This is a genomic window from Aeromonas sp. s3 (assembly GCF_040907805.1).
GTDB lineage: Bacteria > Pseudomonadota > Gammaproteobacteria > Enterobacterales > Aeromonadaceae > Aeromonas > Aeromonas dhakensis.
The window spans coordinates 28146-43050 of record NZ_JBFOCQ010000001.1; the positions used below are offsets into that span (position 1 = coordinate 28146).

General features: G+C 63.0%; 11 protein-coding genes. 7 read left to right on the plus strand and 4 right to left on the minus strand.

All coding sequences use genetic code 11. The features are described from left to right. Nucleotides 1–315 precede the first annotated feature (315 nt). The 3 genes from rpiA to AB5Y98_RS00165 form a co-directional block, all read right to left on the minus strand. On the minus strand, nt 316–969 hold the full coding sequence (gene rpiA / locus AB5Y98_RS00155; RefSeq protein ID WP_017766696.1) for a ribose-5-phosphate isomerase RpiA: 654 nt from the start codon (nt 967–969) through the stop codon (nt 316–318). Between the two features lie 185 nt (nt 970–1154). Next, nucleotides 1155–1754 carry a 5-formyltetrahydrofolate cyclo-ligase gene (locus AB5Y98_RS00160; protein WP_324054115.1) on the minus strand — a complete coding sequence of 200 codons (600 nt, stop codon included), beginning with the start codon at nt 1752–1754 and terminating at the stop codon, nt 1155–1157. Nucleotides 1755–1882: 128 nt separating this feature from the next. Further along, a complete protein-coding gene (locus AB5Y98_RS00165; RefSeq protein WP_368230994.1) occupies nt 1883–3217 on the minus strand; it encodes a Na+/H+ antiporter NhaC family protein in 1335 nt (444 codons plus the stop codon). A gap of 310 nt (nt 3218–3527) precedes the next feature. Between AB5Y98_RS00165 and dapB the strand changes: the two genes are divergently transcribed. The 4 genes from dapB (at nt 3528) to leuA (ending at nt 11558) form a co-directional block, all read left to right on the plus strand. After that, on the plus strand, nt 3528–4340 hold the full coding sequence (gene dapB, locus AB5Y98_RS00170; protein ID WP_043123972.1) for a 4-hydroxy-tetrahydrodipicolinate reductase: 813 nt from the start codon (nt 3528–3530) through the stop codon (nt 4338–4340). A gap of 688 nt (nt 4341–5028) precedes the next feature. Then, nucleotides 5029–6165, plus strand: a complete 1137-nt coding sequence (carA, locus tag AB5Y98_RS00175) for a glutamine-hydrolyzing carbamoyl-phosphate synthase small subunit (RefSeq protein ID WP_017766693.1) — start codon at nt 5029–5031, stop codon at nt 6163–6165. A 16-nt stretch (nt 6166–6181) separates the two neighbouring features. Next, a complete protein-coding gene (gene carB, locus AB5Y98_RS00180; protein ID WP_368230996.1) occupies nt 6182–9418 on the plus strand; it encodes a carbamoyl-phosphate synthase large subunit in 3237 nt (1078 codons plus the stop codon). 481 nt (nt 9419–9899) lie between these two features. Then, on the plus strand, nt 9900–11558 hold the full coding sequence (leuA, locus tag AB5Y98_RS00185; protein ID WP_368230998.1) for a 2-isopropylmalate synthase: 1659 nt from the start codon (nt 9900–9902) through the stop codon (nt 11556–11558). 47 nt (nt 11559–11605) lie between these two features. Here the strand turns inward: leuA and AB5Y98_RS00190 are convergent, their stop codons facing one another. Further along, nucleotides 11606–12232, minus strand: coding sequence for a TetR/AcrR family transcriptional regulator (locus AB5Y98_RS00190; protein ID WP_126881545.1), 627 nt, complete (start codon nt 12230–12232; stop codon nt 11606–11608). A gap of 107 nt (nt 12233–12339) precedes the next feature. Between AB5Y98_RS00190 and AB5Y98_RS00195 the strand changes: the two genes are divergently transcribed. From AB5Y98_RS00195 to AB5Y98_RS00205, 3 genes are read left to right on the plus strand one after another with little or no spacing between them, the layout of a single operon-like run. After that, complete coding sequence (locus AB5Y98_RS00195; protein ID WP_240034277.1) at nt 12340–13368, plus strand: HlyD family secretion protein; 1029 nt, start codon at nt 12340–12342, stop codon at nt 13366–13368. Nucleotides 13369–13370: 2 nt separating this feature from the next. Beyond that, a complete protein-coding gene (locus tag AB5Y98_RS00200; protein WP_368231001.1) occupies nt 13371–13790 on the plus strand; it encodes an MFS transporter in 420 nt (139 codons plus the stop codon). Beyond that, entirely contained in the window at nt 13682–14881 is a 1200-nt protein-coding gene (locus AB5Y98_RS00205; protein ID WP_368231003.1) for an MFS transporter, read from the plus strand. Before AB5Y98_RS00200 ends, AB5Y98_RS00205 begins: the two co-directional genes overlap by 109 nt. Nucleotides 14882–14905 lie beyond the last annotated feature (24 nt).

Consider the following 14905-nt stretch of genomic DNA (forward strand, 5'->3'; position numbering starts at 1 on the left):
GAAGAAAACCGTAAAGTAGCAAAAACGTTGGGGAGAGGGAATATTTGTGACGAAAGTCAAATTCTTTGAAGTTTTCAACGATAGTTGTAAACGAGGGTTTGCAACTCATTGAGCAACAAATAAAAACGGCGCCATGGGGCGCCGTCTTGCATTGCGAAGGGATCATGGGTGACCTGATCCTGTCCATCGAAGGTCAGCTGATGATCACGCCGTCCGGGGTGCCGATCACCACCACGTCTGCACCGCGGTGGGCGAACAGACCGTTGGTGACGGTGCCTACCATGATGCCGTTGAGCTGCGTTTTGGCAGACAACCTTATTGGGTGATGACCCCGTCGGGAGTACCAATCACCACCACGTCTGCACCGCGGTGGGCGAACAGGCCGTTGGTGACGGTGCCTACGATAGCGTTGAGCTGCACTTCCAGCCCCTTGGCGTCGGTGATGGCCATGCCTTTCACGTCCAGGATGTGGTTGCCGTTGTCGGTGACCACCCCTTCACGCCAGACCGGGTTGCCGCCGAGCTTCTTGATCTCGCGGGCCACGTATTCGCGGGCCATGGGGATCACTTCCACCGGCAGCGGGAAGGTGCCGAGCACGTCGACCGTCTTGGTGTTGTCGATGATGCAGATGAACTTGTCGGCCACGGCGGCGACGATCTTCTCGCGGGTCAGGGCCGCGCCGCCGCCCTTGATCATGTCGCGGGTGCCGTTGATCTCGTCGGCACCGTCCACGTAGACGGAGAGGGCGTCGATCTCGTTGAGGTCATACACAGGGATGCCGAAGCCCTTGAGGCGTTCGGTGGAGGCCACGGAGCTGGATACCGCCCCCTTGATCTCGTCCTTCATGGTCGCCAGTGCATCGATGAAGTGGTTGACGGTAGAGCCGGTGCCTACCCCGACGATGGTGCCGGGAACCACATACTTGAGCGCAGCCCAACCGGCCGCCTTCTTCATTTCATCTTGAGTCATGATCGATCCTTTGGAAAAAAGCGGCCGCATTATATCCAAGCCGCCCCTCCAGAGCGACCACCCAGCTCACGTTCCGAGCCAAAAACCCACAAGATGTAAATCGTTTGCCTGTTTATTGCGCCATGTCATTGCACACATGGTCGTGTCAGCAAGAGCGGATCAGTGCGGCAAGGGCGCTTCTGGCCTCAGTCGGGAAAGTGCCAGCAGCGGCTGGGGGTGATGATCTGGGGCAGCGGCACGTCCCACTCCTCTTGCGGCACCACGTCTACCTGCTGGCAGTCGTGGGCAATCCCCAGCGGTTTGGGGCCGAGCCTGTGCTCGTGCCAGCAGGCGAGGGTGCGATCATAGTAGCCGCCGCCCATGCCGAGCCGGTTGCCTGCCGCATCGAACGCCACCAGGGGGGTACAAATCAGATCGAGGGTGCTGTGGGGCACCACCTGCTGCATGTCGAGCTCCGGCTCGGCGATGCCGTAACGGTTGCGGGTCATGGGGCTGGTGGCGGTGTAGCGCAAGAAGAGCAGGTGGCCCGGGGTGAAGGGGTGCAACACCGGCAGGTAGACCTCTTTTTGCTGGGCCCACAGCCAGTGGATGGCGGGCAGGGGGTTGAGCTCGCCGTCGTTGGCCAGATAGAGGGCGATGCGTTTGGCCGCCAGGATCTCGGGATGCTGCTTGAACTGGGCAACCAGCTGCTGGGCCGCCTGCTGCTGTTCGGCCTGGGTCAGGCTCTTTCTGCGCTGGCGGATGAGCTGGCGCAGGGATTGTCTTTCAGGCTGGGTATCCGGCATGGGGGCTCCTCTGATGAACGGGCGACGGGGCGATACGTGGATCGCACTGGCAGGCGATCACCTTAACAAGGCCGCGCCGGGTTGAACAGCGCGGCTCGGCCGCCGGGTGGGGCCCGGCGGCCGCACTATCAGGCGTGGGCGGCTTTGCGCATCTGGTGCTTGACGAACACCGCCACCAGGGCGGCCAGCGCCAGCGCCATGGGGTAGAAGCTCATGCTCACCACCGCCAGCGGCGAGAGGGCGAAGATGGAGCCCAGCAGCAGCGCCTGGGCGCCCCAGGGGAGCAGCCCCTGCACCACGCAGGAGAAGATGTCGAGCATGGAGGCGGCGCGGCGCGGGGTGACCCCGTGGTGATCCGCCAGATCCTTGGCCACCTTGCTGGCGACTATGATGGCCACCGTGTTGTTGGCGGTGCAGAGGTTGGTGAGGCCCACCACCCCGGCGATGCCGAGCTCGGCCGCCTTCTCGTTCTGCTCGCCGTCGTGCTGACGGGTGAAGCGGGCGATGAGGGCGCTGATGCGGGTGCTGATCCAGGCCAGTCCCCCCTGGCGTTCCATCAAGGCGCCGAGGCCGCCGATCAACATGGAGAGCAGGAAGATCTCCTGCATGCCAGTGAAGCCCTGATAGATGTCCTTGCTGAACTGGCCGAGGGGGTAATCCCCCAGCAGACCGACCCCGCCAGCGGCCACAATGCCGAGCCCCAACACCATGAAGACGTTCATGCCAGAGAGGGCCAGTACCAGGATCAGCAGGTAGGGCATCACCTTGAGCAGCTCGATATGGGCCTCGGTGGCGGGGGCATCCCCGACCGACCCCAGGGTCAGATAGAGCAGGATCACCCCGATGGCGGCCGGGGCGGCAATCTTGAAGTTCTCGCGAAACTTGTCCTTCATCTCGCAGCCCTGGCTGCGGGTGGCCGCAATGGTGGTGTCGGAGATGATGGAGAGGTTGTCGCCAAACATGGCGCCGGAGAGGATGGTGCCCGCCATCAGCACAGGATCGATGCCGGCGGCCTGGGCCACACCCAGCGCCACCGGTGCCACGGCGCCTATGGTCCCCATGGAGGTGCCCATGGCGGTGGCGATGAAGGCGGAGATGAGGAACAGCCCAGGCAGCAGGAACCAGCCGGGGATGAGGGAGAGGCCAAGGGCGACCGTGGCATCCACCCCGCCGGTGGCCTTGGCCACGGTGGCGAAGGCGCCTGCCAGCAGATAGATGAGGCACATCGCCATGATGTTGCTGTCACCAACCCCCTTGAAGAAGGTCTCGAGGTTCTTGTTGAACCCCTCCTTGCCCAGTACCAGCGCCAGCATGACGGCGGGGAGGGCGGCGACGGGGGCGGGCAGCTGATAGAAGGCGAACTCGACCCCCTGCAGGGTCAGCCAGGTGCCGGTACCGATAAAGAGAGCAAGAAAGACCAGCAGAGGCAGCAGGGCTCTGGCGCTGGGTTGAGTCTGGATCATGTGTTCCTCGATGGTTGTACATGACCTCCCTGTCTCAGCCAGCCCGCAGTGGGGTGAGCGTGGCGGGCATCCTGCCGCTATGGGGTGCCTACAGTAGTGAGTCGCGCCCGCCCGGTCAAGATAGACGTCCAGATGGATGCTGCTTTTTGTCTGGTGATTTTGTTGAATTGATTAGATCCGTGAAATATTCGGATTTCGTTGAATATGTTGTTGATTTTTCGGGTGGCCAACGACGGCCACGGCGGGCTTTTCAAAGCGGGCGCAGGCTGGTAAAACGGTCTCTTTCCTTAATAGAGATGAGAGGGTGGAGATGGACAATCCGATCCGTGTGGCCGTGATGGGCTGTAATGGTCGTATGGGCAAGGTGCTGCTGGAGGCGATCAGCCATGCCGAGGGCGTGGTGGTCGGGGCGGCGCTGGAGCGACCGGGCTCTGCCGTGATCGGGCTGGATGCCGGCGAACTCAACGGGCTGGGGCGGCTTGGCGTCATCATCAGCGACAGCCTGGACAAGGTACGGGACGAGTTTGATCTCATCATCGACTTCACCCGCCCCGAGGTGACCCTGGCCAACCTGGCTTTCGCCCGGGCCCACCACAAGCAGATGGTGATCGGCACCACCGGTTTTGACGACGCGGGCAAGGCAGCGCTCAAGGCTGCCGCCGGCGAGATCGGCATCGTCTTCGCTTCCAACTACTCGGTGGGCGTCAACCTGGTGTTCAAGCTGCTGGAGCAGGCCGCCAGGGTAATGGGGGATTACACCGACATCGAGATCATCGAGGGGCACCACAGACACAAGGTGGATGCACCGTCCGGCACCGCTCTCTCCATGGGCGAGGTGGTGGCCAAGACGCTGGGACGCGATTTGAAAGAGTGCGCCGTCTACGGCCGCGAGGGGATCACCGGCGAGCGGGATCGCAACACCATCGGCTTTGCCACCATTCGCGCCGGCGATCTGGTGGGGGAGCACACAGTCATGTTTGCCGACATCGGCGAGCGGGTGGAGATCAGCCACAAGGCCTCCAGTCGTCTCACCTTCGCCAACGGTGCGGTGCGCGCCGGCAAGTGGCTCAAGGGGCAGGGCGCCGGCCTCTATGACATGCAGGACGTACTCGGCCTCAAGTAACCACATCCACTGACATCACGGCACCCGTGGTGTGCACGAAGGGGCTGCCCGGCCCGCTTGTCTGCTCAAAACCTCGCTCATGCGGGGTTTTTTATTGGTGATTTTGTATAAATGCCGCTTACACGATGATTTTTGCACGAAACGAGATAAATCTCCCCTCTCTGCTGTTTTACCGGATCCTGCATTGCATGAATGTCATCGGCTGGTAACGGAAATGGGCCTCAATAGCCCCTGTCAGGGCATTTTTTTACATCCACCAAAACAGACTAAAAATTCAAACGCAGAAAAACGTTTTCCATTTTCCAAGGCCACTCATCCTCCATAAAAAAGCTGATTGCAGGCGTTGAGATTTTTTATATGAAACTTCATTGCATTGTTTTTTAAGGATTTAAAATTGGTTTTTGTATCAATGATGGTCTCTTGGTCTGGATTGGTAGCAACTTTTGCCTTTTCTTTTCAGGGAGGGGGTTGCAAAGCAATGAAGTGCATAGATAATGGGTAATGTTGCTTGTTTATTGAATTTAGATGCATTTCGAATGAGAAAAGACGTTGAAATGCGATCGTTTTTAAGTAGAATGCGCCCAATTTGCCAGAAATCTGCCGGGTTCGAGTCCTGTCCAAGGCCGGAACCGAGCCCGCAACACCCAGGTAAATTGCTGAATTTAAAGCTAAATAACTGGAGGTTGTCTTGAATCACACTGCATTGCTAGTGCTGGAAGATGGAACTGTGTTCAAAGGCGTGTCGATAGGCGCCGAGGGATGTTCCGTTGGTGAAGTGGTTTTCAATACGTCGATGACGGGCTATCAGGAAATCCTCACCGATCCCTCTTATTCCCGTCAGATAGTCACCCTCACTTACCCCCATATAGGCAACACCGGCACCAACAGCGAAGATGAAGAGTCCAGTCAAATCCACGCTCAGGGATTGATCATCCGGGACCTTCCGATACTTGCCTCCAATTTCCGCAATCAGCAATCCCTCTCCGATTATCTCAAGTCCCACAACATCGTTGGCATCGCCGACATCGACACCCGCAAACTGACCCGCATCCTGCGCGAGAAAGGCGCCCAGGCCGGCTGCATTCTGGCCGGGAAACAGGTTGATGAAGCCTATGCCCTCGAACAGGCGCGCGCCTTCCCCGGTCTGAAGGGGATGGACCTGGCCAAAGAGGTCACGGTTGGCGAGGCGTACAACTGGACCGAAGGCAGCTGGCAGCTTGGCAAGGGGCACGTCACCCCGGATGCCGACCAGCTCAAATACCACGTAGTGGCCTACGACTTTGGCGTCAAGCGCAACATCCTGCGCATGCTGGTGGACCGCGGCTGCCGCCTGACCGTGGTGCCGGCCAAGACCCCGGCTGCCGAGGTACTGGCGCTGAACCCGGATGGCATCTTCCTCTCCAACGGCCCAGGTGACCCCGAGCCGTGCGACTACGCCATCGAGGCCATCAAGACCTTCCTTGATACCAACACCCCGGTGTTTGGCATCTGCCTGGGTCACCAGCTGCTGGGTCTCGCCTCTGGCGCCAAGACCGTCAAGATGAAGTTTGGCCACCACGGTGCCAACCACCCGGTGAAGAGCCTGGACGACAACACAGTCATGATCACCGCTCAGAACCACGGCTTCGCGGTGGACGAGAACAGCCTGCCGGAGTGCCTGCGCGCCACCCACGTCTCCCTGTTCGATGGGTCCCTGCAGGGCATCCATCGCACCGACCGTCCGGCCTTCAGCTTCCAGGGTCACCCCGAAGCGAGCCCGGGCCCGCACGACTGTGCCGGTCTGTTCGACCACTTTATTGAATTGATTAAGCAGTATCGCGCCTAAGAGGATAAAGAGAGCCATGCCAAAACGTAACGACCTTCAGAGCATCCTGATCCTCGGCGCCGGCCCCATCGTCATCGGCCAGGCCTGCGAATTCGACTACTCCGGCGCCCAGGCGTGCAAGGCCCTGCGCGAGGAGGGCTACCGCGTCATCCTGGTGAACTCCAACCCGGCCACCATCATGACCGACCCGGAGATGGCCGACGCCACCTATATCGAGCCTATCACCTGGGAAGTGGTGCGCGAGATCATCAAGAAAGAGCGCCCGGACGCCATCCTGCCCACCATGGGCGGCCAGACCGCACTGAACTGCGCGCTGGATCTGGAGAAGCACGGCGTGCTGGCCGAATTCGGCGTCGAGATGATCGGTGCCACCGCCGACGCCATCGACAAGGCCGAAGACCGCTCCCGCTTTGACAAGGCGATGCGCAGCATTGGCCTGGAGTGCCCGCGCGCCGGCATCGCCCACAACATGGAAGAAGCCTGGAAAGTGCAGGCCGAAGTGGGCTTCCCCTGCATCATCCGTCCCTCCTTCACCATGGGCGGCTCCGGTGGCGGCATCGCCTACAACACCGAAGAGTTCGTCGAGATCTGCGAGCGCGGCCTGGACTTGTCGCCGACCAAGGAGCTGCTCATCGACGAGTCGCTGATCGGCTGGAAAGAGTACGAGATGGAAGTGGTGCGGGATCGCAACGACAACTGCATCATCGTCTGCGCTATCGAGAACTTCGACCCCATGGGCATCCACACCGGTGACTCCATCACGGTCGCGCCAGCCCAGACGCTGACCGACAAGGAGTACCAGATCATGCGCAACGCCTCCATGGCGGTGCTGCGCGAGATCGGCGTCGAGACCGGCGGCTCCAACGTCCAGTTCGGCATCAACCCCAAAGATGGCCGCATGGTCATCATCGAGATGAACCCGCGGGTCTCCCGCTCCTCCGCGCTCGCCTCCAAGGCGACCGGTTTCCCCATCGCCAAGATCGCCGCCAAGCTCGCCATCGGTTACACCCTGGACGAGCTGATGAACGACATCACCGGCGGTCGCACTCCGGCCTCCTTCGAGCCGGCCATCGACTACGTGGTCACCAAGGTACCGCGCTTCAACTTCGAGAAGTTCGCCGGCGCCAACGACCGTCTGACCACCCAGATGAAGTCCGTCGGTGAAGTGATGGCCATCGGCCGCAACTTCCAGGAGTCCCTGCACAAGGCGCTGCGTGGCCTCGAGACCGGCAAGACCGGCTTCGACCCCATGCTGGATCTCAATGCCCCTGACGCCCTGACCCGCATCCGCCACGAGCTGCAGGATGCCGGTAGCGATCGCATCTTCTACATCGCCGACGCCTTCCGGGCCGGTCTCTCCATGGACGGCGTATTCCGCCTGACCAAGATTGACCCCTGGTTCCTGGTGCAGATTGAAGAGCTGGTGAAGCTGGAAGAGCAGGTGAAAGAGCGCGGCATGGCCGGCCTGGATGCCGACTTCCTGCGCAGCCTCAAGCGCAAGGGCTTCGCCGATGCCCGTCTGGCCAAGATCCTCGGCGTGGCCGAAAGTGAAGTGCGTAAATTGCGCGCCCGCCACAACATCTTCCCGGTCTACAAGCGGGTCGATACCTGCGCCGCCGAGTTCGCCACCAACACCGCCTACATGTACTCCAGCTATGACGAGGAGTGCGAGGCCAACCCCACCAACCGCGACAAGATCATGGTCATCGGTGGCGGCCCGAACCGTATCGGTCAGGGCATCGAGTTTGACTACTGCTGCGTGCACGCGGCGCTGGCCCTGCGCGAAGACGGTTACGAGACCATCATGGTCAACTGCAACCCGGAAACTGTCTCCACCGACTACGACACCTCGGACCGCCTCTACTTCGAACCGGTCACCCTGGAAGACGTGCTGGAAATCGTGCGCGTCGAAAACCCGAAAGGCGTCATCGTCCAGTACGGCGGCCAGACTCCGCTCAAGCTTGCGCGAGCATTGGAGGCCAACGGCGTGCCGGTGATTGGCACCAGCCCCGATGCCATCGACCGCGCCGAAGATCGCGAGCGCTTCCAGTCCGCCGTGGAGCGCCTGGGGCTCAAGCAGCCGGAAAACGGCACCGTCACCGCGCTGGAGCAGGCGGTGCTGACCGCCGAGCGCATCACCTACCCGCTGGTGGTTCGCCCCTCCTACGTGCTGGGTGGCCGTGCCATGGAGATCGTCTATGACGAGCAGGACCTGCGCCGCTACTTCGCCGAGGCGGTGAGCGTCTCCAACGAATCGCCGGTACTGCTGGACCGCTTCCTGGACGACGCCACCGAGGTGGACGTGGACGCCATCTGCGACGGCACCGACGTAGTCATCGGCGGCATCATGGAGCACATCGAACAGGCCGGTATCCACTCCGGTGATTCCGCCTGTTCCCTGCCGCCCTACACCTTGTCCAAGGCCATTCAGGACGAGATGCGCGAGCAGGTGCGCAAACTGGCGCTGGAGCTTGGCGTGGTCGGTCTGATGAACGTGCAGTTCGCGGTCAAAGACAACGAGATCTACCTCATCGAGGTGAACCCCCGTGCCGCCCGCACCGTGCCGTTCGTCTCCAAGGCCACCGGTGCCCCGCTGGCCAAGATTGCCGCCCGCGTCATGGCCGGTCAGAGCCTGAAAGAACAGGGCTTCACCAGCGAGATCATCCCGCCTTACTACTCGGTGAAAGAGGTAGTGCTGCCGTTCGCCAAGTTCCCGGGTGTCGACCCGCTGCTGGGGCCGGAGATGCGCAGTACAGGTGAAGTGATGGGGGTGGGCAGCAGCTTCGCCGAGGCGTATGCCAAGGCGCAGCTGGGTGCCGGTCACCAGGTGCCGCGCGAAGGTCGCGCCCTGCTCTCCGTGCGCCACAGCGACAAGGAGCGGGTGGTGAACCTGGCCGCCAAGCTGCTGGAGCTGGGCTATGACCTCGACGCTACTCACGGCACTGCGGTGACTCTGGGTGAGGCGAGCATCAACCCGCGCCTGGTCAACAAGGTGCACGAGGGCCGTCCGCACATTCTGGATCGCATCAAGAATGGCGAGTACACCTACATCGTCAACACCGCCGAGGGCCGCCGCGCCATCGAGGACTCCAAGCAGCTGCGCCGTGGCGCCCTGCAGCACAAGGTGGCGTACACCACCACGCTGCACGCGGCGTTCGCCACCTGCATGGCCATCACAGTCGATGCTACCGCCAACGTGAGCTCGGTGCAGGAGCTGCACCAGAAGGTCGAGAGCCAGCTGAAAAGCCGCTAAGAGCGCGTGATGGAGGAGGGACGCCTCCTTCGTGACCCGAGACAACCCCGCCAGCGATGGCGGGGTTTTTTATTGGCCGAAGGCTGCGGGGTAGAAGGGAAAGTGCCTGGTCAGGGAACCTGAGGGAGATAGTCACTCAATAATCAGATAAAACATCACAATGATTGTGCAATAGATGTATTTGACAGCGTTCTTTGCAATCTCTCGCCCGCGTCGCCTATCTATACTGGGTTCTCGTCACAGGAGTCAACGGATCAGATCGTCTGCGCCTGCCGATGCAGGGGTGAACAGATCGGGCCCGCAGCCTTATCGGGTTGTGCGGCCGACCCTTCTTACCGGGAAGGGCCACAGGATACCGGGCGTGGGGTTACCGCCTCGCGACTCGTCAGGGCCGGCGTTACCGCGCCGCCCCGCTTCCCTCTCTTCGTCCCTCTGTCAGCCGCCAGTCAGCCGTTCGTCTATCAGCCAAGGGAATCAGAATATGAGCTTCGATCATCGCAAATACCGCCGTGCCCCCGTCATCAATCTGGCGGATCGCCAGTGGCCCAACCGGGTACTGGAGCGGGCGCCGCTCTGGTGCGCCGTGGATCTGCGCGACGGCAACCAGGCGCTGGTCGAGCCCATGACGGTGGCCCAGAAGCTGCAGATGTGGGCGCTGATGGTGCACATCGGCTTCAAGCACATCGAGGTGGGCTTCCCGGCCGCCTCCCAGCCCGATTTCGACTTCGTACGCGAACTTATTGACCGCAACCTGATTCCGGACGACGTCACCATCCAGGTGTTGGTGCAGGCGCGCGAAGATCTGATTGCCCGCACCTTCGAGGCCCTCAAGGGGGCGAAGCGGGCCATCGTCCACGTCTACAACTCGGTCAACCCGACCCAGCGCAACTATGTGTTCAACTCAGGGCAAGAAGGGGTCAAGGCCATCGCGGTGCAGGGGGCGCGCTGGGTGCGCGAGTATGCGGCCCGCAATTCGGGCACCGAGTGGAGCTTTCAGTACTCGCCGGAGAGCTTCAGCAGCACCGAGGTGGAGTTTGCCGTCGAGGTGTGCGACGCCGTTATCGATGAGTGGCGCAGCTCTGCCCGCCCCATGATCCTGAATCTGCCCGCCACGGTGGAGGTGAGCACCCCCAACGTGTTTGCCGATCAGGTGGAGTGGTTCTGCCGCAATTTGAAGGCGCGCCCCGAGGTGAGCATCTCCATCCACACCCACAACGATCGGGGTTGCGGGGTGGCTGCCGCCGAGCTGGCGGTGCTGGCGGGGGCGGATCGCATCGAGGGCACCCTGCTCGGCAACGGCGAGCGCACCGGCAACATGGACATCGTCACCATGGCCATGAACCTCTACAGCCAGGGGATCGACCCCGAGCTCAACCTCTCCGACATGGATGCCATCGTCGCTACTGTGGGGGCCTGTACCCAGATTGCCCTGCACCCGCGCCACCCCTATGCCGGCGAGCTGGTCTACACCGCGTTTTCCGGCAGCCACCAGGATGCCATCCGCAAGTCTCTCGCGGCAGAAAAACCGGATCACTACTGGGACGTGGCTTACCTGCCCATAGACCCCGCAGACTTGGGGCGCAGCTACGAGGCGGTGATCCGCATCAACAGCCAGTCCGGCAAGGGGGGCGTCACCTACCTGCTGGAGCGCGACCTTGGTCTGCAGTTGCCGCGCTGGCTGCAAATTGACTTCAGCCGCCGGGTTCAGGCCGAGGCCGAAGCCAGCAGCAGCGAAATCAGCCCGGAGCAGATCCGCACCCTGTTCGAGCGCCACTATCTCGAACCCGCCCACGGCTATCGCATCGGTCGCTTCCAGCTCGGTCGCGACAGCCAGGAGAGTTTGCGCCTCGAGCTGCAGACCCCGACCGGCTCGCTGCAGCTGAGCGGTGAAGGGGAGGGGGCCATTACGGCCCTGGTCAACGGCTGGCAGCGTCAGACCGGCATGCACATCGACGTGCTGGATTACTCCGAGCATGCCCTCACCGCCGGCACCGAATCCCGCGCCGCAGCCTATGTGCTGCTGAGCGTGGACGGGACCCGCACCTGCGGGGTGGCCATCGGCCGCGACGTGGTCAGCGCCTCCCTGCAGGCGGTGATCAATGGCGCCGCCCAGATAGAGGCGCTGCGCCAGAGCGCCTGATCCTGCTCACCTCTGCCCGATAGCAGCGCTACCGCAAGGTGGCGTTGTTATTGGTGTCTGCCCGGTTCAACCGGATGGCGGCTGTGGCCGGCGAGGAAGGCATCCACCGCCGACTCGGCGCTGCGGCGCATCTCGGCGGGGCTCGGGATGGTGTCGGCGTAGAGGGCCTCGAAGTGGCGGTTGCCCCGCAGCGCCCCGAGCAGTTGCTCGCAGGCCAGATCGGGATCGTCGAAGCGCAATGTGCCCTGGCTGTCGAGCGCCTTGAGGAAGGTGCCGAGCACGCTCTGGGAGTGGTAGGCGCTGCGCTCGAGAAAGAAGTGGATGAGATCGGGGTCCTTGTGCACCCGGGTCATCACCAGGCGGCACAGCTTGAGACGGCGCGGATCGTAGACAAAGTGCAGGTAGTTGACGGCGAAGCTCATCAACTGCTGGCGCGGCGGGCGCGCGTCGGGCAGCGGCAGGGCCAGTGCCTCGCCGGAGGGCTCGGTCAGCTCGGCCACCACGGCCCGCAGCAGCCCCTGCTTGTCGCCGAAGTAGTTGTACAGGGTCAGCTTTGAGCCGCCACAGCGCTCGATCAACTGCGCCATGTTGGTGTTGTCATAGCCCTGCTCCAGAAACAGCTCGATGGCGCTTGCCAGGTAGCGTTGGCGCTTCTCCAGACTCGATGGACGCATAGTTACAGTACTCCTTGGTACATTTTTTATCGTCGGGGGCTTGTCACCGTCCACGACGCTCTCTATGATTTTGTACTGTACGGTACAGTATCATGTGCGGAGTGAAGATGAAAGCGACGATGAAGAAGGGGGCTGTGGCCCTGGTGCTGTTGGGGGCCGTGGCCGGTCTCTATGTTTACCTGATGCCCTGCGCGGGGGAGGTGGTCACCGACAACGCCTACGTGCAGGGGGAGATAGCCCAGATCAGCGCCGAGGTAGCCGGCGTGGTGACCCGGGTTCATGTCGCCGACAACCAGTTCGTGCTCGCCGGCGATCTGTTGGCGGAGGTAGATGCGCGTGACTACCAGGCCCTCAAGACTCAGGCGGAGGGCGCACTGGCCGCCGCCGAGGCGGCGTTGGCCAACGTGCGCGAGCGCATCGCCATGCAGGAGATCGGCATCGGTGAGGCGGCCACGCGTATCGAGGCGGCCCGCGCCGATGCCGAGCTTCAGCGCGCCGAGTGGGCGCGCTATGACAACCTGCTCGGCAAGAAGCTGGTGGCCAAGTCGAGTGCCGACGCCCAGCGCACCCGGATGCGCCAGGCCAACGCCAGCCTGGAGGCGACCCGTCTTGGGCTGGCCAGCGCCAAGCGCCAGCTGGGCTCCTTGCAGACCGAGCGCGCCCAGCGGCTGGCACAGCGAGATCAGGCCCGCGCCGCCCTTGAGCTGGCCAGCCTGAGTCTGGAAGACACCCAGATCCGGGCCCCCATCAGCGGCGTGGTCGGCAATCGCAGCGTGCGCAAGGGGCGTTATGTCACCAAGGGAACCAACCTGTTGGCCATAGTGCCGGTGGACGATGTGTGGGTGGAGGCCAACTACAAGGAGACCCAGATCACCCATATCCAGCCAGGCCAGACGGTGGAGGTGAGGCTCGACAGCTTCCCGGACCGCCCGCTGCGCGGCCACGTGATTGGTGCCTCGCCGGCTACCGGCGCGCGCTTCAGCCTGCTGCCGCCGGACAACGCGACCGGTAACTTCGTGAAGATTGTGCAGCGGGTGCCGGTCAAGATCGCCCTCGACATCCCGAGCTCACTGCGCGGTCGGGTGGTGCCCGGCCTCTCGGCCGAGGTGGCGATCGCCGTCGGCGGGCGGGGCTGATCATGCTGCGCATACCCCAACTGCTGGTGTTGACCCTGCTGCTCTTGCTGCCCCAGGGGATCACGGGGGAGGTCTACAGCACGGGGGCGGCCGAGATTGCCGGGGCCCTCGGCCTCTCCGGGGATGAGGCGAGCTGGCTCAAGACGCTCAACATGATGGGCCAGTTGATGACGCTGCCGCTGGCGGCCTGGCTGGCGCGCCGGCTGGGTTATCGGAACATGACCCGGCTGGGCGCCCTGATTGGCCTTGTTGCCGCCCTGCTTGCCTGTGCCGGCAACCGGCGCCACAGCTGCTCGCCTGGTGGGGACACGGGGTGTCGGCCAGTTTGTTGCTGCTGGTTGCCCACGGCCTGGTGCTGCGGGGGCTCGGCTATCGGGCCATCGCACTGGTCGAGGGGGCCATGCTGCTTGGCGTCGTGCTGATCCCCATGGGGCTCTATCCGCTGCTGCTGGCCCATCTGGCCGAGGAGAGCCTGTGGCACTGGGCCTTCGCGGCGCAGGTGCCGGTGTTTCTGGCGCTGCTCTACTGGACCCGCTTCGGCCCCTGGTTCGCGCGCGGTGAACGCTCACCCCTGCGCTTCAACCTGTTGCAGGCGCTGTTGCTGAGCGGTTTCATCGGCGGCCTGACTTACCTGCTGCTGCGCGGCGAGCGCTTCGACTGGTTTCAGGCTCCCCATCTGGTGACCCTGGGCTGGTTGCTGCTCGGCCTCGGCGGACTGACGGTGCTGGCACTGCGCCGGCGCTGGGGGGGCGGCGCCTACCTGCGCCCCGATCTGCTGGCCTCCCCTTTGTGCAAGGCGGGCATGCTGGATGCGGTGATGGCCGGCTTCGTCATCCTCGGCACCAACCAGCTGGTCACCGTCTACGTCACCCAGGCCATGGGTTACAGCCACGTCGAGCTCGGTCGCATGGAACTGGTGGGGTTTGTCGGCATGCTGGCGGGCTTGCTGATCGCCCTCTACGCCACCACGAATCCGGCGCGAGATCCGGAGAAGGTGATCCCCATCGGCATCGTGCTGATGCTCACCGCCTGCTGCCTGCTCACCGGGCGCAGCGCCGGCAGCGGCTTCGACGACTTTTGGCCGGCGCTGCTGCTCAAGGGAGTGGCCGTCGGTATCCTCAACATCACCCTCACGGTGCACGTGCTGCGCAGCCTGCCGTGGGCCTATCTCGACGAGGGGGTGGCCTGGTTCTACCTGTTCCGCAACCTCGGCTCCCTGCTGGCGGTCGCCCAGTTCTCGCACCTGATGCATCAGGAGACGAGCCAGGCCGTCAACCGGCTGGGGGAGCACTACAACAGTGCCAGCCAGGCCTTCCTCGACTATCAGCAGGCCGCCGCTGCCCTGGGGCAGGAGGCTGCGCCGGCCCTGCTGGCCAAGCCGCTGCACACCCAGGCCATGGCGGTGGCCGGGGTCAACAATGTGCAGTGGTTCCTGTTCACCCTGGCGTTTCTTATCCCGGTGGTGATTGGCACCATGCGCTGGGCCCACCACAAGTCGCAGCAAGGAGAATAAGGGGTGCACGGGGCGGCGGTGCTC

Bases quoted from the DNA above. Each gene is read 5' to 3' on its own strand.
- rpiA (WP_017766696.1), bottom strand. From the start codon at position 969: ATGACTCAAGATGAAATGAAGAAGGCGGCCGGTTGGGCTGCGCTCAAG.
- AB5Y98_RS00160 (WP_324054115.1), bottom strand. From the start codon at position 1,754: ATGCCGGATACCCAGCCTGAAAGACAATCCCTGCGCCAGCTCATCCGC.
- AB5Y98_RS00165 (WP_368230994.1), bottom strand. From the start codon at position 3,217: ATGATCCAGACTCAACCCAGCGCCAGAGCCCTGCTGCCTCTGCTGGTC.
- dapB (WP_043123972.1), top strand. From the start codon at position 3,528: ATGGACAATCCGATCCGTGTGGCCGTGATGGGCTGTAATGGTCGTATG.
- carB (WP_368230996.1), top strand. From the start codon at position 6,182: ATGCCAAAACGTAACGACCTTCAGAGCATCCTGATCCTCGGCGCCGGC.
- leuA (WP_368230998.1), top strand. From the start codon at position 9,900: ATGAGCTTCGATCATCGCAAATACCGCCGTGCCCCCGTCATCAATCTG.
- AB5Y98_RS00190 (WP_126881545.1), bottom strand. From the start codon at position 12,232: ATGCGTCCATCGAGTCTGGAGAAGCGCCAACGCTACCTGGCAAGCGCC.
- AB5Y98_RS00195 (WP_240034277.1), top strand. From the start codon at position 12,340: ATGAAAGCGACGATGAAGAAGGGGGCTGTGGCCCTGGTGCTGTTGGGG.
- AB5Y98_RS00200 (WP_368231001.1), top strand. From the start codon at position 13,371: ATGCTGCGCATACCCCAACTGCTGGTGTTGACCCTGCTGCTCTTGCTG.